16 protein-coding genes and 2 tRNA genes are annotated in these 22,910 nt (G+C 69.3%); 8 read left to right on the top strand and 10 right to left on the bottom strand.

The features are described 5' to 3' along the window. Positions 1 to 12 precede the first annotated feature (12 nt). Positions 13 to 97 (bottom strand) — tRNA-Leu (locus AC5W7N_RS20960). 382 nt (positions 98 to 479) lie between these two features. Between AC5W7N_RS20960 and AC5W7N_RS20955 the strand changes: the two genes are divergently transcribed. Both AC5W7N_RS20955 and acpS read left to right on the top strand, forming a co-directional pair. Further along, positions 480 to 9,833, top strand: coding sequence for a type I polyketide synthase (locus tag AC5W7N_RS20955; RefSeq protein ID WP_195021439.1), 9,354 nt, complete (start codon positions 480 to 482; stop codon positions 9,831 to 9,833). A gap of 11 nt (positions 9,834 to 9,844) precedes the next feature. Continuing rightward, on the top strand, positions 9,845 to 10,282 hold the full coding sequence (gene acpS / locus AC5W7N_RS20950) for a holo-ACP synthase AcpS (RefSeq protein WP_014349534.1): 438 nt from the start codon (positions 9,845 to 9,847) through the stop codon (positions 10,280 to 10,282). 43 nt (positions 10,283 to 10,325) lie between these two features. Here acpS and AC5W7N_RS20945 read toward each other — a convergent pair whose 3' ends face one another. Next, complete coding sequence (locus tag AC5W7N_RS20945; protein ID WP_370012378.1) at positions 10,326 to 10,946, bottom strand: TetR/AcrR family transcriptional regulator; 621 nt, start codon at positions 10,944 to 10,946, stop codon at positions 10,326 to 10,328. Between the two features lie 344 nt (positions 10,947 to 11,290). On the opposite strand from AC5W7N_RS20945, the gene AC5W7N_RS20940 reads away from it, so the two are divergent. Continuing rightward, on the top strand, positions 11,291 to 12,565 hold the full coding sequence (locus tag AC5W7N_RS20940) for a DUF7159 family protein (RefSeq protein WP_195021438.1): 1,275 nt from the start codon (positions 11,291 to 11,293) through the stop codon (positions 12,563 to 12,565). Positions 12,566 to 12,581: 16 nt separating this feature from the next. Here AC5W7N_RS20940 and AC5W7N_RS20935 read toward each other — a convergent pair whose 3' ends face one another. Together AC5W7N_RS20935 and AC5W7N_RS20930 are read right to left on the bottom strand one after the other, a co-directional pair. Next, on the bottom strand, positions 12,582 to 13,370 hold the full coding sequence (locus tag AC5W7N_RS20935) for an ABC transporter permease (RefSeq protein ID WP_195021437.1): 789 nt from the start codon (positions 13,368 to 13,370) through the stop codon (positions 12,582 to 12,584). A gap of 25 nt (positions 13,371 to 13,395) precedes the next feature. Next, positions 13,396 to 14,373 (bottom strand): ATP-binding cassette domain-containing protein, encoded by a 978-nt coding sequence (locus tag AC5W7N_RS20930; protein WP_194990397.1) that lies wholly within the window; start codon positions 14,371 to 14,373, stop codon positions 13,396 to 13,398. Positions 14,374 to 14,499: 126 nt separating this feature from the next. On the opposite strand from AC5W7N_RS20930, the gene AC5W7N_RS20925 reads away from it, so the two are divergent. After that, positions 14,500 to 15,231 (top strand): TetR/AcrR family transcriptional regulator, encoded by a 732-nt coding sequence (locus AC5W7N_RS20925; protein ID WP_194990396.1) that lies wholly within the window; start codon positions 14,500 to 14,502, stop codon positions 15,229 to 15,231. An 18-nt stretch (positions 15,232 to 15,249) separates the two neighbouring features. On the opposite strand, the gene bcp is transcribed toward AC5W7N_RS20925, so the two are convergent. Then, entirely contained in the window at positions 15,250 to 15,720 is a 471-nt protein-coding gene (bcp, locus tag AC5W7N_RS20920) for a thioredoxin-dependent thiol peroxidase (protein WP_163816356.1), read from the bottom strand. A gap of 129 nt (positions 15,721 to 15,849) precedes the next feature. Here bcp and AC5W7N_RS20915 point away from each other — a divergent pair, with 129 nt between their 5' ends. Continuing rightward, on the top strand, positions 15,850 to 16,071 hold the full coding sequence (locus AC5W7N_RS20915; protein WP_014349541.1) for a DUF3618 domain-containing protein: 222 nt from the start codon (positions 15,850 to 15,852) through the stop codon (positions 16,069 to 16,071). 72 nt (positions 16,072 to 16,143) lie between these two features. On the opposite strand, the gene AC5W7N_RS20910 is transcribed toward AC5W7N_RS20915, so the two are convergent. After that, positions 16,144 to 16,443 carry an excalibur calcium-binding domain-containing protein gene (locus AC5W7N_RS20910; RefSeq protein WP_014349542.1) on the bottom strand — a complete coding sequence of 100 codons (300 nt, stop codon included), beginning with the start codon at positions 16,441 to 16,443 and terminating at the stop codon, positions 16,144 to 16,146. 291 nt (positions 16,444 to 16,734) lie between these two features. Between AC5W7N_RS20910 and AC5W7N_RS20905 the strand changes: the two genes are divergently transcribed. Both AC5W7N_RS20905 and AC5W7N_RS20900 read left to right on the top strand, forming a co-directional pair. Further along, positions 16,735 to 18,855: an acyltransferase family protein gene (locus tag AC5W7N_RS20905; RefSeq protein ID WP_195021435.1), complete on the top strand. Its 2,121-nt coding sequence runs from the start codon at positions 16,735 to 16,737 to the stop codon at positions 18,853 to 18,855. A gap of 56 nt (positions 18,856 to 18,911) precedes the next feature. Then, entirely contained in the window at positions 18,912 to 19,400 is a 489-nt protein-coding gene (locus AC5W7N_RS20900; protein ID WP_163816360.1) for a MarR family winged helix-turn-helix transcriptional regulator, read from the top strand. Positions 19,401 to 19,402: 2 nt separating this feature from the next. On the opposite strand, the gene AC5W7N_RS20895 is transcribed toward AC5W7N_RS20900, so the two are convergent. The 3 genes from AC5W7N_RS20895 to AC5W7N_RS20885 form a co-directional block, all read right to left on the bottom strand. Continuing rightward, the gene (locus tag AC5W7N_RS20895; RefSeq protein WP_195021434.1) at positions 19,403 to 19,717 is read right to left on the bottom strand and encodes a hypothetical protein; all 315 of its coding nucleotides are present in this window, start codon (positions 19,715 to 19,717) and stop codon (positions 19,403 to 19,405) included. A 39-nt stretch (positions 19,718 to 19,756) separates the two neighbouring features. Beyond that, entirely contained in the window at positions 19,757 to 20,383 is a 627-nt protein-coding gene (locus tag AC5W7N_RS20890; RefSeq protein ID WP_195007222.1) for a transglycosylase SLT domain-containing protein, read from the bottom strand. Positions 20,384 to 20,929: 546 nt separating this feature from the next. Further along, positions 20,930 to 21,002: transfer RNA gene (locus tag AC5W7N_RS20885), tRNA-Lys, on the bottom strand. Between the two features lie 310 nt (positions 21,003 to 21,312). Between AC5W7N_RS20885 and AC5W7N_RS20880 the strand changes: the two genes are divergently transcribed. After that, the gene (locus tag AC5W7N_RS20880) at positions 21,313 to 22,524 is read left to right on the top strand and encodes a L,D-transpeptidase (protein WP_195021433.1); all 1,212 of its coding nucleotides are present in this window, start codon (positions 21,313 to 21,315) and stop codon (positions 22,522 to 22,524) included. A gap of 67 nt (positions 22,525 to 22,591) precedes the next feature. Here AC5W7N_RS20880 and AC5W7N_RS20875 read toward each other — a convergent pair whose 3' ends face one another. Beyond that, positions 22,592 to 22,876, bottom strand: a complete 285-nt coding sequence (locus AC5W7N_RS20875; RefSeq protein ID WP_163814843.1) for a hypothetical protein — start codon at positions 22,874 to 22,876, stop codon at positions 22,592 to 22,594. Positions 22,877 to 22,910 lie beyond the last annotated feature (34 nt).

Here is a 22,910-nt window from a genome sequence, read left to right as displayed (position 1 = left end):
CCCGGATTCCTGTGGTGCGCGAGGGGGGACTTGAACCCCCACGTCCGTGGACACCAGAACCTAAATCTGGCGCGTCTGCCAATTTCGCCACTCGCGCTGATGGTACGACCGTGCAAACTCTACCGGTCTCGGGGCGGATCGCGAAGCGTTGGATGGGTGTGGCGTACTCGTGAGTAACCCGACCAGCGATTATAACGATTGGATAACGAGCAATATGAGGGGGACTCATGTTTCGTCAACGGAAACAGTGGGGGGACCTGCGGGTTCAAACATGAGGAGGGGTCATGTTTCTGAAGGTTCTGGTACTTCCGTGCCGAAATACTGAACGGTAGCCGGGTGGCGGCGGAGCAAACGTGAGGGTTCCCTCATGATTTTGTGCGATCCTCGCCTTATCAGGGCCAGTTGGGTGAGGAGTGCGCGCACGAGGACGTGCGGCATCCCCGGACGGCACGTCGCCACGAGAAGGAAGTCGAAGCGTCTTGACGATCAACGAGAGCACCACGGCCGGGACCGGATTTCGCGCACACACGAGTAGGGGCGAAGCCGACGGAACGCGATCGCCCTTGCTGGATCGTCTGCTGAACGGGGCGCCGTACGCGCTGGCGTTCGGCGGTCAGGGGGCCCGGTGGCTGGGCGAGCTCGAGGAGATCGGCCGCGACGCGGCGCTGGAACCGGAGCTCACCGCGCTGGTGAACGAGGCCGCGGCGCTGCTAGAGCCCGTTGCCGCGCAGTTGCTGGTGGTCCGGCCGATGGGCTTCGACCCGATCGGCTGGATGCTGGAAGACGAGCTGGTCGACGCCGATCAGGGCGAGACCTCCGCGGCGCCGTCGGAGCGGGTACTGCGTTCGGCGACGGTGTCGATGCCGGGTGTGATGCTGAGCCAGCTGGCCGCGCTGCGCGCGCTCCGGTTGCAGGGGCTCGACCCGGCCGAGCACGCGCCGGTCGCGATCGTCGGGCATTCGCAGGGCAGGCTGGCGGCCTCGGCGGTGGAAGCCGGCGGCGCCCGCGACGCCGAACTGCTCGCCATCGCCCAATTGATCGGCGCCGCAGCCGGTCTGGTGGCCCGTCGGCGCGGCTTGATGCCGGTGGGGCAGCGTTCGCCGATGGTGGCGGTGTCGAATGTCGATCCCGATGAGCTGCGCGCGGTCGTGGCCGAGGTGTCCGAGGGCGTGGATCCCGCGGCCGCCGCGGTGGTCTCGATCCGCAACGGTCGCAGGCGCGCGGTGCTGTCGGGCACGCCGGCGCAGCTGGAGCGGGTACGGCTGCGGTGCGAGCAGATCCACGCCGAGCAGACCCGCGAGCGCGAGGCGAAGGTGCGTGGCGGTGCGGTGTTCGCGCCGGTCTTCGAGGACGTCGACGTCGACGTCGCGTTCCACCACCCGGCGCTGGCCGACACCGTCGACCTGGTCGCCGGCTGGGCGGGTCAGTGCGGTCTCGACACCGAACTGGCCGGCTCGCTGGCCAAGGAGATCCTCGTCGACCCGATCGACTGGGTCGCGACCGTGGACGCCGTGGTCGCCGATGGCGCGGAATGGATTCTGGACCTCGGCCCCGGCGATCTGCTGTCCCGGGTGACCGGCGGTTCGTTGAAGGGCACCGGCGTCGGCATCGTCGCCGTCGCGACTCGCGCGGGCCAGCGCAGCCTGCTGACTCCGGGCGCGGCTCCCGAGGTGGCGCAGCCGTGGTCGGCGTACGCGCCGAAGCCGGTGCGGCTGCCCAATGGCCGGATCGTGGTCGAGACCGCGTTCACCCGGTTGACCGGCCGTTCGCCGATCCTGCTCGCGGGCATGACGCCGACCACGGTGGACGCCAAGATCGTCGCCGCCGCCGCCAATGCCGGACACTGGGCCGAGCTGGCCGGTGGTGGTCAGGTCACCGAGCAGATCTTCACCGACCGGGTCGCCGAGCTGAAGACGCTGCTGCACCCGGGCCGCTCGGTGCAGTTCAACTCGCTGTTCCTGGATCCGTACCTGTGGAAGCTCCAGCTCGGTGGAAAGCGGCTGGTGCAGAAGGCTCGCGCGGCGGGCGCTCCGTTCGACGGCGTGGTGGTCACCGCCGGCATCCCGGAGCTCGAGGAAGCCGTCGCGCTGGTCGAGGAACTGACCGAAGCCGGGATCACCCACGTGGCGTTCAAGCCGGGCACCGTGGCGCAGATCCGCGCGGTGCTCCGGATCGCCGACGAGATCCCCGGCTACCCGGTGATCATGCACATCGAGGGCGGTCGCGCGGGCGGGCACCACTCCTGGGAAGACCTGGACGACCTGCTGCTCGAGACCTACGCCGAACTGCGTGCCCGGGACAACGTGGTGGTCTGCGTCGGCGGCGGCATCGGCACCCCGGAGCGGGCCACCGAATACCTCACCGGCACCTGGTCGCACCCGCACGGCTACCCGGTGATGCCGCTGGACGGCGTGCTCGTCGGCACCGCGGCCATGGCGACCCTGGAGGCCACCACGGCCCCCGAGGTCAAGCAGATGCTGGTCGACACCCCCGGCACCCCGGACTGGGTGGGCGCGGGCACCGCCAGCGGCGGCATGGCCTCCGGCCGCAGCCAGCTCGGCGCCGACATCCATGAGATCGACAATGCCGCCTCACGCACCGGCCGCCTGCTCGACGAGGTCGCCGGTGACGCCGAGGCCGTGGCCGCACGCCGCGAGGAGATCATCGCCGCGCTCGACGCCACCGCCAAGCCGTACTTCGGCGACCTGGCCACCATGACCTACGCCGAATGGCTGGAGCGCTACGTCGAACTCGCCGTCGGCCTGGACCGGCGCAAGGACTTCGACTGCGGCAGCGACCTCGGCGAGGCCATCCTCGACGCCACCCGCTCGGTCTGGCTGGACATCACCTGGCGCGACCGTTTCGCGGAAATGCTGCGCCGCACCGAATCCCGGCTCAACCCCGCCGACCGCGGCGAGATCCCGACGCTGTTCACCGACGAGGATCTGGAGCGCCCGGTCGCGGCCCTGTGCGAGCTGCGCAAGCAGTACCCGGCCGTCGCCGAGACCCTGCTGCACCCGGCCGACGTGCCGTTCTTCATCTCGCTGTGCAAGACCCCCGGCAAGCCGGTGAACTTCGTGCCCGTCGTCGACGCCGACGTGCGGCGCTGGTGGCGGTCGGATTCGCTGTGGCAGGCCCATGATCCGCGCTACTCCGCCGATCAGGTGTGCATCATCCCCGGCACGGTGGCCGTCGCGGGCATCACCCGGGTCGACGAGCCGGTGGGCGAACTGCTCGACCGCTTCGAACAGGACACCGCGTATTCGCTGGTCCGCGCCGGCGTCGTCCCGGCCCCGGTGGACGCGCGCCGCACCGCGTCGGTGACCTCCGGCCCGATCGACGTGGTGCTGGCCGCCCCGGACGTCGAATGGTCCGGGCGCAGCACCGTCAACCCGGTACACCGGCTCGGCGATCTCGGTGACTGGACCGTCGACGGACAAGGCGCGGTGCACCCGCCGACCGGCGCCACGCTGGTCGAGACCACCGGTCCGGTGGCCGAGAACAGCTACGTCGAGCTCACCGTCCCGCTGTACGCGGGCAATGTGGTGCGCATCCGGATCACCGTGCCGGTCTCGGTGTACAACGGCGGCGCGCCGGTCGTCACCGCCGATGACGCCGACGCCGCCATGTCCGCGCTGCTCGCGGTCGCCGCGGGCCAGGCGCTGCCCGAGGTGAAGGGCCGCGTCGCCCACGTCAACCTGGCCTGGACCCCCGATCTCATCGCCGACCACGCCGGCGTCACCGGATCCGGGCTGCCGGCCGATCTCAGCACGCTCGGCCGCACCGTGCCCGATGTCCTGGTCGGCGCCTGCTGGCCCGCGGTCTTCGCGGTGCTCGGCGCGACCCGCACCGATACCGCGGACTCGGTGATCGAGGGCATGCTCGACCTGGTGCACCTCGATCACCAGATCGAGCTGCTGCGCGAACTGCCAGGCGACACCAGCATTCTGGTGGTGCGCGCGGAATCGGCGTCGGTGCTCGACACCGATATGGGTCGCGTGGTCGAGGTGCGGGTCACCGTCGGCGAGATGCGCGATCAGGGCCTCGACGTGGTGCCGCTGGCCGAGCTGACCGAGCGGTTCGCCATCCGCGGCCGCAACGGCTCCGGCGAGCTGTCGGATCCGCCGCGCGCGGCGGGCACGCTGTCCGAACAAGCCACCGACACCCCACGGCGCCGCCGCCGTGACGTCACCATCGTCGCGCCGCGCACCATGGCCGCGTTCGCCGCCGTCTCCGGCGATCACAACCCCATCCACACCAGCGACGCCGCCGCCAAACTGGCCGGACTCGGCAGCCCGATCGTGCACGGGATGTGGCTGTCGGCCGCCGCCCAGCACGCGGTGTCGGCAGTCGATCCGCAGAGTTCGGTGCCCGCACGCACGCTGACCGCCTGGACCACCCGGTTCCTGGGCATGGTTCGCCCCGGCGCGGAGATCGACGTGCGCGTCGAACGCGTCGCGGTGGATCAGGGCAGCGAGATCGTCGAGGTGTCCTGCCGCACCGGCGGCGACCTGGTGATGACGGCGACCGGCCGCACCGCCGCCCCCAAGACCGTCTACGCCTTCCCGGGTCAGGGCATCCAGCGCAAGGGCATGGGCCTGGACGCGCGCTCGCGGTCCAAGGCCGCCAAGGAGATCTGGGATCGGGCCGACAAGCACACCCGCGCCGCGCTCGGCTTCTCCATCCTGGCCGTGGTGCGGGACAACCCGACCTACCTGAAGGCACGCGGCGTCGAGCACCGGCACCCCGACGGCGTGCTGCACCTGACCCAGTTCACCCAGGTCGCGATGGCCACCCTCGGGGTGGCGCAGGTGGCCGAGCTGCGTGAGGCCGGCGCCTTCGTCGAGGGCGCCTACCTGGCCGGGCATTCGGTCGGTGAGTACAACGCGCTCGCCGCGGTGGCCGGAGTGCTGCCGCTGGAGGCCGTGCTCGAGGTGGTGTTCCAGCGCGGTTCGGCCATGCACGAGCTGGTGCCGCGTGATGCCAAGGGCCGCAGCGATTACCGGATGGCCGCGATCCGGCCCTCGCAGTTCGGGCTGCCGGACGACGAGGTCGTCGGGTTCGTCTCGGGTATGTCCGAGCAGACGGGTGAGTTCCTCGAGGTCGTCAACCTGAACCTGCGTGGCTCGCAGTACGCGATCGCGGGCACGGTGGCCGGGCTCGAGCACCTCGAGGCCGAAATCGACCGTCGCCGCGCCGAATTCGGCGGCAAGCGCGCGTTCATCCTGGTGCCTGGCATCGACGTCCCGTTCCACTCCACGGTGCTGCGCGAGGGTGTGCCCGAGTTCCGGCACAAGCTCGAACAGCTGCTGCCGGAGAACCTGCATCCGGAGGTGCTGGTCGGGCGCTACATCCCGAACCTGGTGCCCAAGCCGTTCTCGCTGGAGCGCGAATTCATCGCCGAGATCGCCGATCTGGTGCCCTCGGAGCCGCTGGCCGCGGTGCTGGCCGACTTCGACTCCTGGTCGCAGCGGCCGACCGAACTGTGCCGCGTGGTGCTGATCGAGCTGCTGGCCTGGCAGTTCGCCAGCCCGGTGCGCTGGATCGAGACCCAGGACCTGCTGTTCACCGATACCGCGCACGGCGGACTCGGAGTGGAGCGGTTCGTGGAGATCGGCCTCGGCGCGACGCCGACGGTGGCGAACCTGGCGAGCCAGACCCTGAAGCTGCCGGCCTTCGGTACCACCACCGTCGAGGTGCTCAATATCGAGCGCGAGGCCGGCATCGTGTACTCCACCGACACCGATCCCGCACCGGTCGACGAGCCCGAAGAGGCACCGGCCGAAACCGCCTCCGCCGCACCGGCACCCGCTGCGGCTCCGGCTCCGGCCGCCGCACCGGCCGCCTCGGGCGGACCGCGCCCGGACGACATCGCCTTCACCGCCGCCGACGCCACCCGCGTGCTGATCGCACTGTGGACCAAGCTGCGCATCGACCAGATCGGTCCGGTCGACACCATCGAAGGCCTGTGCGACGGCGTGTCCTCCCGGCGCAACCAGCTGCTGGTCGACCTCGGCGCTGAGCTCTCGCTCGGTGCCATCGACGGTGCCGCGGACGCCGATATGGGCGCACTGTCGGCCACCGTCGACCGGCTCGCCCGCACCTACAAGCCGTTCGGCTCGGTGCTGTCGGACGCCATCGGCGATCACCTGCGCAAGGTGTTCGGCCCCTCCGGTAAGCGGCCGGCGGCCATCGCCGAGCGGGTCAAGAAGGTCTGGGAACTCGGTGACGGCTGGGCCAGCCACGTCACCGCCGAGGTCTCGCTCGGCACCCGCGAGGGCGCCAGCGTGCGCGGCGGCGATCTCGGCGGATTGGTCTCCGGTGCGCTGTCCGACGCCGCCTCGGTGGACGCCGCCATCGACGCCGCCGTGCAGGCCGTCGCCGCGCGCCGCGGCATCTCGGTGGCGCTTCCCGCGACCGGCGGTGGCGGCGGCGCGACGGTGGACGCCGCCGCGCTCGGCGAGTTCACCGAGCAGATCACCGGCCGCGACGGCGTGCTGGCCTCGGCCGCGCGCCTGGTGCTCGAGCAGCTCGGCCTCAGCGAGGAGATCTCCGCGCCGGAGGCCACCGAGGACGGCCTTGTCGATCTGGTGTCGGCCGAGCTGGGTTCGGATTGGCCGCGCCTGGTCGCCCCCGCGTTCGATGCCCGCAAGGCGGTGCTGATCGACGACCGCTGGGCCACCGCGCGCGAGGATCTGGCCCGGCTGTGGCTGGCCGAGGACTCCGAGACCGCCAAGCAGCCGGTGGACGGTTTCGCCGGCGCCGGGGAAGCCGTTGCCGCCCAGGCGAAGTGGTGGCGTCAGCGCGCCATGCACGAAGCGCGTTCGGTGCTGGCCGGCCACTACGAGCGGATCGCGACGGCCGCGCTGAGCACGGAGGAGCCGGGCCTGTGGTCGGCCGACGTCGCCGTGGTCACCGGTGCGAGCAAGGGCTCCATCGCCGCCGCGGTCACCGGGCGCCTGCTCGGTGGCGGCGCGACGGTCGTGGTCACCACCTCCGGCCTGGACGACAACCGGCTCGCCTTCTACCGCGAGCTCTACCGCGCCAACGCCCGCAACGGCGCCGCCCTGTGGGTGGTGCCTGCGAACATGGCCTCCTACACCGATATCGACGCGCTGATCGAATGGGTCGGCACCGAGCAGGTGCAGACCGCGGGCGGCGCCAAGATCAAGGTGAAGGACGCGCTCACCCCGACGCTGCTGTTCCCGTTCGCGGCCCCGCGCGTGGCGGGCGATCTCTCCGATGCCGGCGCCCGCGCCGAAATGGAGATGCGGGTGCTGCTGTGGTCGGTGGAGCGGTTGATCGGCGGGCTGTCCAAGCTCGGCGCCGACCACGATGTGGACGCGAAACTGCATGTGGTGCTTCCGGGTTCGCCCAACCGCGGTCTGTTCGGCGGCGACGGCGCCTATGGCGAGGCCAAGGCCGCGCTGGACGCGGTGGTCGCCAAGTGGCGGGCGGAGAAGTCGTGGTCGAGCCGGGTCACCCTGGTGCACGCGCTGATCGGCTGGGTCCGCGGCACCGGCCTGATGGGCCACAACGACCCGATGGTCGAGGCGGTCGAGAAGGCGGGCGTGCAGACCTGGTCTACCGCCGAGATGGCCGACGAGCTGCTCAAATGGGCCACGTCCCGGGCGCGCGCGGTCACCGCGGACGGTCCGCAGCAGATCGACCTGACCGGCGGTCTCGCCCGCGCCAAGCTCGACCTGCCCGCGCTGGCCAAGCAGGCCGCGGAAGCCGAGCAGGCCGTCGCGGACGACGCGGAAGCCGAGCAGGCGCAGCTGATTCCGGCGCTGCCCGCACCGCCGACGCTGACCTCCGCGCTTCCGGTGCCCGAATGGGGACAGGTGACGGCTGATCTCACCGATATGGTCGTGATCGTCGGCGCCGGTGAGCTCGGACCGTACGGTTCCGCGCGCACCCGCTTCGAGATGGAGGTCTCCGACGAGCTGTCGGCGGCGGGCGTGCTGGAGCTGGCCTGGACCACCGGCATGGTGACCTGGGAGAACGAGCCCAAGCCCGGCTGGTACGACACCGAAACCGGTGACTACGTGCCCGAATCCGAGCTGGCCGAGAAGTATCACGACGCCGTGGTCGAGCGCTGCGGCATCCGCCGCTACGAAGACGACGGCGCCATGATCGACAACACCAGCCCGCTGATGACCTCGGTGTTCCTCGATCAGGACCTGTCGTTCACCGTCGGCAGCGAGGCCGAGGCCCGAGCCTTCCACGCCGCCGACCCCGAGCACACGGTGATCACCCCCGTCGCCGAATCGGGCGACTGGACGGTGACCCGCAAGGCGGGCACCGAGATCCGGGTGCCGCGCAAGGCCAAGCTCTCGCGCACCGTCGGCGGCCAGATCCCCACCGGCTGGGATCCGACCGTCTGGGGCATCTCCGCCGATATGGCGTCCTCGGTGGACCGGGTGGCGCTGTGGAACATCGCCTGCACCGTCGATGCGTTCGTCGGCTCCGGGTTCAGCCCGGCCGAGCTGATGAGCTGGGTGCACCCGAGCCTGGTGGCCAACACCCAGGGCACCGGCATGGGTGGCATGTCCTCGATGCGCTCGCTCTACGTCGACAACCTGCTCGGCGAGCCGCGCCCGAACGACATCCTGCAAGAGGCGCTGCCGAACGTGGCGCTGGCACATGTGGTGCAGTCCTACGTCGGCAGCTATGGCGCGATGGTGCACCCGGTGGCGGCGTGCGCGACCGCGGCGGTGTCGGTGGAGGAAGGCGTCGACAAGATCAAGCTCGGTAAGGCCGAGGTGGTCGTGGCCGGCGGCTTCGACGATCTCGGTATCGAGGGCATCGTCGGCTTCGGCGACATGTCGGCCACCGCGGATTCGGCGGCCATGAGCGCCAAGGGCATCAGCGACCGCTACTTCTCCCGCGCCAACGACCGCCGCCGCGGCGGCTTCGTGGAATCGCAGGGCGGTGGCACGGTGCTGCTGGCGCGCGGCGACATCGCGGTCGAACTCGGCCTTCCGGTGCTCGGCGTGGTGGCCTACGCGCAGTCCTTCGCCGACGGCGTGCACACCTCCATCCCGGCGCCGGGACTCGGTGCGCTCGGCGCGGGCCGGGGCGGGCGGGAATCCCGGTTCGCCGCCGAACTGCGCAAGCTCGGCGTCGGCGCGGACGACATCGCGGTGATCTCCAAGCACGACACCTCCACCGCGGCCAACGATCCGAACGAATCGGAACTGCACGAACGCCTCGCCGAGGCGATCGGCCGCTCCGACGGCGCACCGCTGTTCGTCATCTCGCAGAAGAGCCTGACCGGGCACGCCAAGGGCGGCGCGGCCGCGTTCCAGCTGATCGGCCTGTGCCAGGTGCTGGAAAACGGTGTGGTGCCGCCGAACCGGAGCCTGGACTGCGTCGACGAGAAGATGCGCGAATACCCGCACCTGGTGTGGGTGCGCGAGGCGCTGCGCTTCGGCGAGCGTTTCCCGCTGAAGGCGGGTCTGGTGACCTCGCTCGGCTTCGGGCACGTGTCCGGGCTGCTCGCGGTGGTGCATCCGGAGGCGTTCATCCAGGCGATCGACCCGGACCAGCGCGAGGACTACCAGCGCCGGGCACAGCAGCGTCAGCTCGCCGGACGTCAGCGCTTCGTGGAGGCCATGTGCGGTGGCGCCCCGCTCTACGAGCGGCCGGCCGACCGTCGGCTCGGCGGCGACGGCACTCCCGCGACGCAGGTGCGCGGGCTCGAAGCGGGCGTGCTGCTCTCGGGTGAGGCCAGGCTCGGCGCGGACGGTGTGTACCGGATCGGTGGACGTGGTTGTGAGACCGGGCAACTCGTCGACGGTTCCGGCACCGCGGGGCGCGCCACGCCGTAGGCTGCGCCACTGTGACCATCCTCGGAATCGGCTTGGACCTGGTAACCATCTCCGAGTTCGCCGAACAGCTGCAACGGTCCGGGACGACCATGCTCAGGGAGAGCTTCACCGCCGGTGAGCGGCGCTACTGCCAGAGCAAAGGCACCGACCCGGCCCGCAGCTACGCGGCGCGATGGGCGGCGAAGGAGGCGGTGCTCAAAGCCTGGGCATCGTCTCGCTTCGCGCGCCGCCCGCAGATCGGGGACAACCCGTATCCGCTGATCGAGGTGGTCAACGACGCCTGGGGCAGGCCGAGCATCAAGCTGCACGGCCTGGCCGCGGAATTCCTGCCCCGGGCGCGGGTGCACCTGTCGCTGACCCATGACGGCGATACCGCCGCGGCGATGGTGGTGCTGGAGGATCCGGGTGAACTGGCCGACCTGATCGAGGGCCGGGTGCCCGAGAGCTGATCGCTACGAGGCGATCGACGACGCTGGTGCGCGGTCGCCGGGCTCAGGTCTTGCTGGCCGTGCGCGATTCCTTCTCGGCGACCAGCAGATAGGCCACCATCAGCCGCTTGAGTTCGGCGACGGCGTCGGCGTGGCTCTGCTCGTCCTGCACCGAGAAATTCAGCATCGAATACACCACGTGCACCAGGACCTCGGCCATCATCGTGCGCCGGGCTCGCGGCGTGCGCGGGGTCAGCGGGCGCAGCATCTGCGAGACGACCTCGGCGAACTCCTTCTCGTGGATCGCGCCGGTGGCCCGGGTGGACGGCGTGGACTGCATCGCCAGCCACACCTCGCGCCGCGACGGGTCGGTCATCCACAGCCTGGCCATGTGATCGACGAACTGGTTCATATGGCGCAACCAGTCCAGTGACGGCACCTCGCCGTGGAAGTCGGCCAGCTCCTGGGAAACCGCGACCAGGTCTTGCCGATTCAACTCGCAGACGATGACGTACTTGTTGGCGAAGAACTGATACAGCGTGCCGATCGGCACCTCGGCCCGCGCCGCCACCTCTTCGCAGGTGAACGATTCGAACCCGACCTCGACCAGCAGTTCGCGCGAGGCCTGCAACAGCGCGTCGAACTTGCGTTTGCTGCGTTCCTGGGTGGGCCGCTTGCGCGGCATCAGCTCCTGCGGATCGTCCTGGAGATCCAACGCAGGGTCCAGGCGTCGTTTCGACCTGGTCTCCGTGCGCGTTTCCACACGTCCAGGCTAGCGGTAGCGCGCGGTCCGCGGCACACGGCCGCTACTCCCGGTACCTGAAACTGTCATTTATCACCACCCATCCGCATCGGCCGTGGTATCGAACACATACCAAGGGCACGTGCCTTCGGCGGGCGTTCAGGGCAGGGATCCAGGGGAAATGCAGGGAAATCTCTCCAGGCTCATGGGTTTCGATGCGTCCGTGAGCCGGTAGCGGCACAGGGAAGGCGTGAACTGTGGTAGCTTGGTCCGAACAGGCTCGATCCGTGATCACTCTCGGCGTGTCCACCGAACGTGGTGCGGTACACGCGGTGGCCCTCGGCGCGGAGGGTGCGAAATTGTCCGAACGGGTGCTGCTGCACCGGGTGGCCACCACCGAGGGTGACGGGAAGGCCGAGCTGGCCGAGACGGTGGCACGCGCGCTGGACCGGATCGCGGCCGAGATCGGCGCCACCGGTGAGATCGACGGGGTGGCGGTGGCCTACCGGGACGCCGCCGAGCGTCGCGCGATCGTCACCAGGCTGGCCTCGGGGCCGTGGCGCAGCGCCTCGCTGGTATCCACCAAGTCGGCGCATCTTAGCGTCGCGGGGGCGATGACCTGGCTCAACGAATTCGACAACGTGCTGATCTGCGAGGTGGTGCCCGGCTATCAGGCCTTCACCCTTGTCGATCCCGGCCGCAGCCGGGTACTGGCGGCCACCGGCCATTCGGGTGCCGCGGTCACCATGGAGACCATGCGGTCGGCGGTTACGGTGGCCCGCGATCAGCTCGATGCCGCCGAGGTCCGCCCCGACGCGGTGGTGCTGATCGGTTCGAGCGCCGACCAGCCCGCCGTCACCGGTGCCGTCGCCGGATTCGGTGCGCCCGTGCTCCCGTCCATGATCGCCGCTTCCGCGCCCGCCATCGGCGCCGCGCTGTTCGCCATGGACGATCTGATCGACACGGTGGTTCCGATCGAACAGGTGCGCCGCCAGCGCGGTGGCGGGGTCGCGCTGGTGGCCGCCGCCGGTGTGCTGGCCAGTGGCCTCGCCGGCGGCGGGGTGTATCTGCTGGCCCAGCAGAGCCGGCACTCCGGGCCCTCCGCCACCGACGCGATGTCAGCGGCGAACTCGCATACCGTCGACGCCGACAGCAGCGAATCCGGCCGCCCCGGCACCGGGGCGCACCCGCCGCACGCACCGGCCCGTGCGCCGGAACCCATGGGATTCCAGCCGGGTTCGGCGACGTCGGTCCCGGAAACCGAGAGTCTGCACACCACTCCGCGCCCGCAGTACGCTGCCGGCCACCGGAATTCGTGGCCCGGCGTCGATCGGGGCATCCCGCTGGTGCCAGCGGAACCGGAAACCGCGCCCGCCGCGTGGGATCCGAGCCGCAATTCGGTGGTGCCGGCGCCGCAGGTGAAGGTCGGCGAACCGCACGGTTTCCTGTTTCCCGGCGAGTCGCCGCCACCGCCTGCCTTCACCGCCGAGTCCTACGCCTGGTGGACCGAGCATGTGCGCATGCTGGCCCAGTGGGCCGCCGAGCAGGTGCTGCCGAGCTGATCGGCGGCCGGGTGGATCAGTTCATGGTGCGGCGCCGCAACAGCACGCGCGCCGCGAGATAGCCGGCCAGCGCGATCGCCGCGCACCAGCCGATCGCCAGCACCGCGCTATCGCCGATCGGGGTGCCCATGAGCAGCCCACGCATCGTCTCGATCACCGGCGTCACCGGCTGATGTTCGGCGAACGGATGCAGCCAGGTCGGCATCGACTCGGTCGGCACGAAAGCGCTGCTCACGTACGGCAGGAACATGAACACGAAGGTGAAACCATTGGCGGCCTCGGGGTTGCGGGCCAGCAAGCCGAGCGCCGCCGCGACCCAGGACAGGGCGAGGACGAACATCGCGATCACCGCGATGGCGCCCAGCCAGCGCAGCGGATCGGTGGTGGGCCGGAAGCCCAGCGCCACCGCGACACCGATAACGATGCCCGTGGTGATCAGATTGCGGATCACGCTCTCGGCGACATGCCCGGTGAGCACCGCCGACCGGGCGATGTCCATCGTGCGGAACCGGTCGATGATGCCGTTGTGCATATCGGTGGCCAGCGCCGGCGCCGTCATCGCGGCGCCGAAACCGGCGCACAGCAAGATGATCCCGGGGACCACGTAGTCGATGTAGGCGCCCGGACCCACATCCATCGCGCCACCGAAGACGTAGACGAACATCAGCAGGATCATCACCGGCAGCGCGATCGTCATGATCATGGTGTCGGGACTGCGCAGGGTGTGGCGGATATTGCGGTCCAGCATGGTGCCGGAATCGACGGCGGCGCGCGCGGTGCGCGCGGCGGGGGACAGGGTGGTCATCGTCATCTCGTTTCGGGGTGCGGTGTCAGGCTGCGGTGTCGGCGGAGGTGGGGTGGCCGGTCAGGGCGAAGAACACGTCGTCGAGATCCGGCAGGTGCACGGTCAGCTGGTCGACGGCGATATCGAGCTCGTCGAAGCGGTTCAACAGCCGCTTCACATCGCCGGCATTGCCGTCGGAGGGCACCTGCAAGGTGAGTTGCTCGGTATCGGCGAGGACGCGATCGCCCGCGGGCACCACTCGTGTATCGATCGCCCGGGCGGCGGCCGACAGCAGAGCACTGTCGGCGAAGCGCAGCCTGATGTGGCCGCCGGGGGCCAGCTGCTTGAGTTCCTCGGGCGTCCCGTCGGCGACCAGCTTGCCACCGTCGAGCACGGCCACCCGGTCGGCGAGCTGGTTGGCTTCCTCTAGGTATTGCGTGGTCAGGAAGACCGTGGTGCCGTCGTTGGCCAGCTCCTGGATCACCTGCCACAGATCGCGCCGGCTGCGCGGGTCGAGACCGGTGGTCGGTTCATCGAGGAACAGGATGCGTGGTCTGCTCATCAGGCTCATGGCCAGATCGAGGCGGCGGCGCATACCGCCGGAGTAGGTGCCCGCCCGACGGCTCGCGGCCTCGGTCAGATCGAACCGCTCGAGCAATTCGGCGGTGCGGCGGCGTGTTTCGGCACGGCCCAGGTGCAGCAGTTTGCCGGTGAGGTGCAGGTTCTCCACCCCGGTCAGCACCTCGTCCACGGCCGAGTACTGGCCGGTGACGCCGATGAGCCTGCGCACGATCGCGGGCTCGTCGACGACGTCGTGGCCGAACACCAGGGCCCGGCCCTGGTCCGGCGTGCTCAGCGTGGCGAGGATGCGCACCATCGTCGTCTTGCCCGCACCGTTGGGTCCGAGCAGCGAGAAAACTGTTCCGGCAGCGATGTTCAGGTCGATGCCGTCGAGCACCACGCGCTCTCCGAATGACTTGCCCAAGTGGGCGAGGGTGAGCGCGGGTGGGCGAGAGGAACTCATCAGGATCTCCGATCCAAAACTGTTTATAACCTATACTGCGTTTATAGAGTAAACAGTTTATGGGCGCAAGGGAAGGCGGTCGCGGACACGGATAGAGTCGACGCGAGCAAAGGAGGATGGCAGACGATGACGTCCGGTACCGGCGAGCTACCGAAGGCGGTAGCGCTGATGTGGGGGCTCGAACAGCCGGGCGGTCGCGGCCCCAAACGCGGGCTCAGCCTCGAGCAGATCATCGAGGCCGCCATCGCGATCGGTGATGCCGAGGGATTCGCGGCGCTGTCGATGAACCGCGTCGCCCGCGAACTCGGGTTCACGGCGATGTCGCTGTACCGCTATGTGGACAGCAAGGCGACCCTGATGGAGATGATGCTCGATCACGTCATCGGGCTGCCGCCGGAGATCGAGCCCGGCACCTCCTGGCGCGCCGGCCTGGCGCAGTGGGCGCGCAGCGAATACGAGGTGCTGGGCAGGCATCCCTGGGCGCTGGACATTTCGTTCGGCGGCTCACCGCCGCTCGGCCCGAACAATATGGCCTGGCTCGAGGCCGGACTCGGCACCTTGCGCGAGGTGCCGGTGCCCGACGCGGTCAAGCTCCAGCTCGTGATGAACCTGTCGCTGTATGTGATCGGGCGCCGCCGCGCGGCCCGCGATATCGCCCCGAGCCTCGAGTCCGAGGCCGACTTCACCGAACCGCTGCGGCAGCTACTCGATCCGCAGCAGTTCCCGGCGCTGCTGTCCGCGCTGAGCAACCGCGCCTTCGACGACGACGACATCGATTGGGAGCAAGGCGATTTCGAGTTCGGCATGGAGCGGCTGCTCGACGGCTACGAATGCTTCGTCAACGCCTACGGCAGCTGATCACACCGACAGCTCACCTCACACCGACAGATCGCGGCGCAGCTTCGCCACATGGCCGGTGGCGCGCACGTTGTACTGGGCCACCTCGATCTTGCCTTCCTCGTCGACGAGGAAGGTCGAGCGGATCACGCCGGTGACCTTCTTGCCGTACATCGTCTTCTCGCCGAAGGCGCCCCATGCGGTGAGCACACTGCGTTCGGGATCCGACAGCAGCGGGAAGTTCAGGCCCTCGTTGTCGCGGAACTTCGCCAGCTTGGCCGGCTTGTCGGGGGAGATGCCGATGACATCGATGCCGGCACCGGACAGCTCGCCGAGGTTGTCGCGGAAATCGCAGGCCTGCTTGGTGCAGCCGGGGGTGCTCGCGGCCGGGTAGAAGTACACGATCACCTTGCGGCCGCGGTAGTCGGCGAGGGAGACGTCCTTGCCGTCGGCGTCGGGCAGGGTGAAATCGGGGGCGGGATCGCCGGGGGAGAGACGGTTGTCGGTCATCACCGAACCGTAACCGAAGGCGCCGACAGCGAGCGCGGATACACTCGTCGGCGAGCCCTGGACCGGCCCGCGCACGACGGCCGGGCCCGGGAGCCCGCGAACCCGGCAATTGTCTACAGGAGGCGCCAAGTGGCAAGGGATACCGAGCGGATCGAGCAGGAGATCGAGGCCGCGCGGACGCGACTGGCCAGCACGCTGGACGAGATCGCGGTGCGGGCCGATCCGCAGCGGATCGCCGACGACACCAAGCAGCTGGTGGTGGCCAAGGTCAACGAGCCCAAGGTGAAGTACACCCTCATCGGTGCCGGGGTGCTGCTCGCCGGACTGGTGCTGGTCAAGATCTTCCGCTGAGCGCGGGGCCCGCGAACAGACGAACACCCGGTCGGCAGCAGCCGCACCGGGTGTTCGTCTGTGTGGAGAGTGTCAGACCGTCGGGCACGCGAATCCGTCACCATCCGGATCCAGGTGCGGGCCGAAACCGGGTTCGCCACGGAAGATCGGCGCCCGGCCCGCGGCCTTGACGTCCTCGCAGTTGGCGAAGGCGCCACCGGCCGAGCCGGTCTGCGAGGTTCCGGCCGAGCCGGTGGCTGCCGAACCGGTGTCGACGGCGGACGAACCGGTGCCTGCGGAACCGGAGGGGGCGGGGACGGCCAGCGCGGTGGGGGCCGCGAGGAGGGTCAGTCCCGCGGCGGCGACGCTGACGGTGAGCCGGCGAACGTTCATGTATTCCTCTATGTTCTGCTGCGGTGGAATTGGCGCTCTGAGTCCGAACGCCGCATCCACTGTTGTGACGACCCACGCACTTGTCAACCGGATGACTCCCGGATGCCGGTGGCGAGCGGGGGATCCGCGGCGCGGACCAGGGGCGGGACACGCGCGCGGGGGTGTTCGGTGAATTCCGGTGAAACGGCCGGTTGTGATAGGGATTCAGCTGTGTCCGTTGTATGCCTACCGCCGCGCGCGATCATCGCGCGCCCGGTGTGCGGGCGATTGAGCTAAACCGGGAGAGAGCAGTTGGTGCGGATCAGCGAGGGCTCGGCGGTCGCTACGGCGGCCGCCGATTCGGTGCCGGAGGCCGCGAAACCGGCCGACTACCGCCTGGATCTGGACGGCCTGCGCGGGGTGGCGATCGCTCTGGTGGTCGCGTTCCACGTCTGGTTCGGCAAGGTCTCCGGCGGCGTCGACGTCTTCCTGGTGCTGTCGGGCTTCTTCTTCACCGGCATGCTGCTGCGCCGCGCCGAGGCCGACGGCGGGATCGGCCTGTGGCAGACCTTCCGCCGGACCGCCCGCCGCCTGCTGCCCGCGCTGTTCGTGGTGCTCGCGCTGGTCGTGGTAATGACGGTGGCCGAGCATCCCTACACCCAGTGGGCGGATATGTCGGGCCAGACGGTGGCCTCGGCGCTGTATTACCAGAACTGGTACCTGGCCAATGCCGCCGCCGACTATCTGGCGGCCGATCCGTCGGTGAGCCCGCTGCAGCATCTGTGGTCGATGGCGGTGCAGGGGCAGTTCTATATCGCGATCACCCTGTTGCTGGCCGCGGTGGCGTGGGGGTGCCGTCGGGCCGGGCGCCGCGAAGCGATCCGTCCGGCGGTAGCGGCGCTTGCGGTGGTGCTCGGTATCGCCTCGTTCATCTATGCGGCGCTGCGTTCGACCACGTATCAGGAATGGATCTACTACGACAGCGGCGCCCGGGCCTGGGAGCTGCTGGTCGGCGCCCTGCTCGCGGTGGTCGTGCCGTTTCTGCGGATGCCGGCGCGGTGGGGGGCGAAGGCGGGGTTGTCGGTGCTCGCGGCGGCGGGCCTGCTGGCAGTGCTGACCTGCGGAATCCTCTTCGACGGTGCGCGCCAGTTCCCCGGGCCCGCTGCCCTGTTCCCGGTGGGTGCGGCGGTCGCGTTGATCCTCGCGGGTGTGCGCACCGAAGCGGGCTGGACGCCAGCGGTGTCCCGGTTGCTGGCCACCCGCCCGATGGTCGAGCTCGGAGCCGTGGCCTATGCCCTGTACCTGTGGCACTGGCCGCTGCTCATCTACTACTTGATCCGCGCCGACACCACCGAGGTCACCCTGGGAGCCGGGGTGCTGATCATCGGTTTGTCGCTGGTGCTCGCGGTGCTGACGAATCGGTTGATCGAGGAACCGCTGCGGCTGCGTTCGGGCGCTGCGATCACCTCGCCGGTGTGGTTGCGCCGCGGTGCCGCGGTCGCGGTCACCGTCGTCGCCGCGCTGGTGCTCGGGGTCTCGGGGTTCTGGCAGGGCGTGCTGATCACCAATCCGGCACGGCCGATCGGCGCGCTCGATCCGGTGGTGTATCCGGGTGCTGAGGCCCTGCTGGCCGGCGCCACGGTCCCGCCCGCCCGGGTGCGGCCCTCGGTCCTGGAAGCGCCGGGCGATGTGCCCGCCTCCACCATCGACGGCTGTATCTCGGACTGGTTCACCACCGAGATCACCACCTGCACCTACGGTGATCCGGCCGGAACGCGCACCATGGCCGTCGTCGGCAACTCCCATGCCGAACATTGGCTGCCCGCGCTGGACGCGCTGGGGCACGCGCACGGGGTGAAGGTGGTCGTGCTGCTCAAGATGGGCTGCCCGCTCAATATCCGCGAGGACGCCAAGTATCGGGGCCTCGATATCCCGGACTGCCGCGATTGGTCGCGCGCGGTGATCGACCGGCTCGGCGCCGAGCGCCCGGATTGGGTGTTCACCACCGCGACCGAACCGCAGTGGCCGATCGGCGGGGATCGCACGCCGGACGAGTTCGTCGAGGTGTGGTCGGCGATGGCCGAGCGACAGTTGAATGTGCTCGCCATCCGTGACACGCCGTGGTTGCGTAATGAGAAGGGCACCCGGTACCGCGCGGTCGATTGCCTTGCCGCCGGCGGTAACGCCGAGAGCTGCGGTATCGCGCGCAGTGAGGCGCTCTCACCGGTGAACCCCGCCGTCGAGCCCGCCGCCGCGTTCCCGAACGTCCACCTGCTCGATCTGAGCGATGCGGTGTGCGGTCCCGAGGTGTGCCGGGTGGTCATCGGGAATGTGCTCGTCTATCACGACGAGCACCACATGACGGCCAGCTACGTCCGCACCATCGCCCCGGAGCTGGAACGCCAGATCGGCGCGACCACCGGCTGGTGGTGAGCCCCTCGCGGCCGCGGTTGGTGTCTATGTCAACCATCTGTGGCTAGCATCGTGGGGTGGTGCGATGGCTGAGCGACGAGGAACAGGCCACCTGGCAGGCCTACATCCTGCTGCGTCAGCGGATGGACGCGGCGATCACCGCGGGCTTGGCGGCCGACGGGCTCTCGATGCCCGATTACGAGCTGCTGGTCCCGCTCTCGGCGGCGCCGGACGGCTGTCTGCGCGCCAAGGAGCTGGCGGCACGCGTGTGCTGGGAGAAGAGCAGGCTGTCCAAGCATCTGGCGCGCATGGCCGCGCGTGGGCTGGTCGATCGTGAGCCGGTGGCCGGGGACGCCCGTGGTGTGCTGATCCGGTTGACGCCGCAGGGGCGTGCGTTGCTCGAGCGCGCCGCGCCGCGCCATGTGGCGCTCGTGCGGGAGATGTTCATCGACGGCATCACCGAGGCGGAGGCGCGCGCGCTGCGGACGTTGTCGGAACGGGTCGTCGAGCGATCCGAACGAGGGGGCGCGGAACCTGCGGTGGACGGCGAGGCCGAAGCCGTCTGAGCTCACGACCAGGGCGTGATCGGCGGTTTGACCCAGAGCAGTTTCTCGTCCAGATGTGCGCGGGCGGCGGCCGGATGGTCCGGATTGCGCGCGGCCCAGGCGTCTTTCTCGTCGAGCAACCGCGCTACCGATTCCCAGGTCTCGCCGGTGCTGGGCGGATTGGTCTGTGCGGCGCGGGCCAGTTTGCGCCGGAGCGCTGCGGGCATCGCCAGTAATTCGGTGCCGGTGATACCGCGTTCCCAGATGAATCCGGCCAGGCGCCGCGCCTTCTCGGCGCGGCTCCTGGCCGCTGCGTCGGAGTGGGCGTAATCGGCCATGGCGCAGTGTACGTCGGGCCGGTAGACGCCGGATTCGGGTCAGTACGCGCTGTTGACGTTGTCCATCGAGCCGTAGCGGTGCGCCGCGTAGTTGCAGGCGGCCACGATGTTGGACACCGGGTTCCAGATGTCGAACGGGGTGCCTTCGACGTGGTAGGCGGCGAAGGTGGGGTCGATCACCTGGAGCAGGCCCTTGGACGGGATGCCCGCAGCGGCGTTGGAGTCCCACAGGTTGATCGCCTGCGGGTTACCGGTGGATTCGCGCATGATGTTGCGCATGATGCCGTCGTAGGAGCCGGGGATGCCCTTGGCCGCCATGATGTCGAGCGCCTGGCGGATCCAGCCGTCGAGGTTGTCCGGGTAGACCGGCGGCGCGGGGGCGGGAGCGGGAGCGGGAATCGGCTCAGGGGCGGGCGCAGGCGCGGGGGCGGGAGCCGGGGCGGGAATGGCCTCGGCGACGGGCTGATCGGCAGGCTTGTCGGCGACCGGCTCGGCCTGTGCCGGCTGCTGCTCGGAGACCATCGCGATGCGCTCCGGAACGCTGTCATCGGCGACCGAGACCGCGGAGGATGCGGCGACGGCGACGATTCCGGCCGCGGCTACGGCGAAGGCGAAACCCTCGCGCAGCGAGCGGCGGGGAATGGTGGAAAGGCGTCGGTCAGGCATGCGAAATCGGTTCCTTGATCGTGTCAGGTGTCGATCCGGCCGCGTCTGGGCAGCACGGATCCACGGCGGCGGCTCTCTGCGCGCACGCCGGAACAGGGCTGTGTGCTGTTGTGGGGTTTGGTTGTGTGACGAGAACACTCAGCGGTTCCCGATCACCGACGCGTGGCTCTCATGCGGTTACCGGGACCTCGTGTCCCGATCCGCCGCGTCGCGCGGAACTCCACTCGGGTGGAGCGTCGGCCCTTGCTTCGACCTGATTGCAGAATGGTCACGGAAGGTTAACGGAAGGTGAACGAATCGCTAATCGGAGGCGATGTTGACCTTGAAACCCTCGAGTGAACTGCCTCGATCCCTGAGCTGTGCAGGGGGTTTGCTGTTAAACCTCTTGTGCTTCAGTTCACAGAAGTTTTCAACTTCTGGTCTGTTTTTCGGCCCGGAAAGTGACATTTCCGTGACCTTCCCGGTGTATTCGCGCGTGAGCGCGGACACTTCCCGGAAACGAGAAAGGCCCCGGCGTCGTGTGCCGCCGGGGCCTTCTTGTTACTGTGCGCCATCAGGGACTCGAACCCCGAACCCGCTGATTAAGAGTCAGCTGCTCTGCCAATTGAGCTAATGGCGCGTGCTCCGTGTTTCGGTGCGGGACAGACATTAACAGGCCATGGCGCAGAAAGTGAAATCGATACCTCGCGTGCGGGTGTGGCCTTCGTCGCGTCGCCCGTAACGGCCGCGCGTTCGAGGCGTATCTAACCCTGGAGACTCGCCGCGACGAGCCGGTCGTCACGTTGGGAACCGCCTGCCAGACTGGCAGAATGGCAGAACGTGGTCTCGACCGGTCCCGCCCGGCGCGGTGGGTTGAGCTCGGTGGGTAGTCGGTGGGATCCGAAGCCGTCGGTGCGGGCTGTTGCACCGGGACTTGAAACGGGGTTGAGATGCGCATTGGTCGAGGTCGACATCGGTCGACGTGGAAACTCGCAGGACCGCTGGTCCTGCTCGCTGTCGTGGCGTTGGCATTGCCGTCGTGCTCGTCGTCGAAGGCGACGGACGCGTCGGTCCCGATCGATCGCAACCCCATCACCGAGTTGATCAAGCCGAAACTACTGGCGCCGGTCAAGGATGGCGATGTGGGTGTGTCGCCGGCCGCGCCGATGACGTTCCAGGTCGAGGACGGCAAGTTCACCAACGTGTCGTTGCTCACGCCAGAGCGGGAGCCGGTCAGCGGCACGCTCGCCGCCGACGGCCGTTCGTGGGCCACCACCGAGCCGCTCGGTTACGGGCGGACCTACCGGCTCGTCGCGGAGGCGGTCGGGCTCGGTGGCGCGACCACCAGCACGATGAGCTTCACCACCACCTCGCCCGATAACAAGACCAAGCCCTACCTCATCCCGGGCGAGGGTGAGGTCGTCGGCATCGGCCAGCCGGTGGCGATCCAGTTCGACGAGAACATCCCGAACCGCAAGGCCGCCCAGGAGGCCATCAAGATCACCACCGAGCCCGCGGTCGAGGGCGCGTTCTACTGGGTGAACAATCGCGAAGTCCGTTGGCGGCCGGAGCATTTCTGGGCGCCGGGCACCAAGGTCACCATCGACGTCAACGTCTACGGCAAGGATCTCGGCGACGGTCTCTACGGCGCCGATGACATCCACTCCTACTTCACCATCGGCGATGCGGTGATCTTCACCGCCGACGACGCCACCAAGCAGGTGACGGTCGAGAAGAACGGTGAGGTGATCCGGACCATGCCGACGTCGATGGGTAAGGACAGCACGCCCACCGATAACGGCATCTACATCGTGGCCGACAAGCATCGCGAGATCATCATGGACTCCTCGACCTACGGTGTGTCGGTGAACTCGCCCGACGGGTACCGCACCCCGGTCGATTTCGCGACCCGGATCTCCTACAGCGGCATCTTCTTCCATTCGGCGCCGTGGTCGGTGGGGCAGCAGGGCTATTCGAACACCAGCCACGGCTGCCTGAATCTGAGCCCGGAGAATGCCCGCTGGGTGTTCGAGAACGCCAAGCGCGGCGATATCACCATCGTCAAGAACACCGTCGGCGGCACGCTGTCGGGGGTGGACGGCCTCGGTGACTGGAACATCCCGTGGTCGGAGTGGAAGGCGGGCAACGCCGACGTCGGCTGATCCGACCAGAGAACGCACGAGCGGGCGCCGGTGATCCGGCGCCCGCTCGTTTCGTTTGAGGGTGCGATCAGGGCAGCATGTCGCAGCCGAGGTGGGCGTTGCCCGCCATCGCGGCGGCGCTGCCGGTGGCCGCGCACAGCAGTTTCTCGCCGCCGAGCAGCAGCCGGTCGAGGTTGGGCAGCCCGGCCGAGCCGGTGCCAGAGGATCCGGTGGTGGCCAGGCCACCCGCCGAGCCGCTGCTGGCCGAACCGGAATCGGGCATGTCCGGCAGGCCGACCGCCGCCGCGGCGGTTCCGGCGGATCCGGTGACGAGGGTGGCGCCGATGAAGGCTGCGATTACCGCGGAACGCATCAGGAGAGGTTGTCTTTCTCGTCGAACGGGCGCG

It is taken from the genome of Nocardia sp. CDC519, from assembly GCF_059509835.1.
This window is presented reverse-complemented; position numbering and strand designations above follow the sequence as displayed.

Coding starts and splice junctions, on each gene's coding strand:
- AC5W7N_RS20945 (WP_370012378.1), bottom strand. CDS start 10,946: ATGCCGCGCAAGCGGCCCACCCAGGAACGCAGCAAACGCAAGTTCGAC.
- AC5W7N_RS20935 (WP_195021437.1), bottom strand. CDS start 13,370: ATGACCACCCTGTCCCCCGCCGCGCGCACCGCGCGCGCCGCCGTCGAT.
- AC5W7N_RS20930 (WP_194990397.1), bottom strand. CDS start 14,373: ATGAGTTCCTCTCGCCCACCCGCGCTCACCCTCGCCCACTTGGGCAAG.
- AC5W7N_RS20925 (WP_194990396.1), top strand. CDS start 14,500: ATGACGTCCGGTACCGGCGAGCTACCGAAGGCGGTAGCGCTGATGTGG.
- bcp (WP_163816356.1), bottom strand. CDS start 15,720: ATGACCGACAACCGTCTCTCCCCCGGCGATCCCGCCCCCGATTTCACC.
- AC5W7N_RS20910 (WP_014349542.1), bottom strand. CDS start 16,443: ATGAACGTTCGCCGGCTCACCGTCAGCGTCGCCGCCGCGGGACTGACC.
- AC5W7N_RS20895 (WP_195021434.1), bottom strand. CDS start 19,717: ATGGCCGATTACGCCCACTCCGACGCAGCGGCCAGGAGCCGCGCCGAG.
- AC5W7N_RS20890 (WP_195007222.1), bottom strand. CDS start 20,383: ATGCCTGACCGACGCCTTTCCACCATTCCCCGCCGCTCGCTGCGCGAG.
- AC5W7N_RS20880 (WP_195021433.1), top strand. CDS start 21,313: ATGCGCATTGGTCGAGGTCGACATCGGTCGACGTGGAAACTCGCAGGA.
- AC5W7N_RS20875 (WP_163814843.1), bottom strand. CDS start 22,876: ATGCGTTCCGCGGTAATCGCAGCCTTCATCGGCGCCACCCTCGTCACC.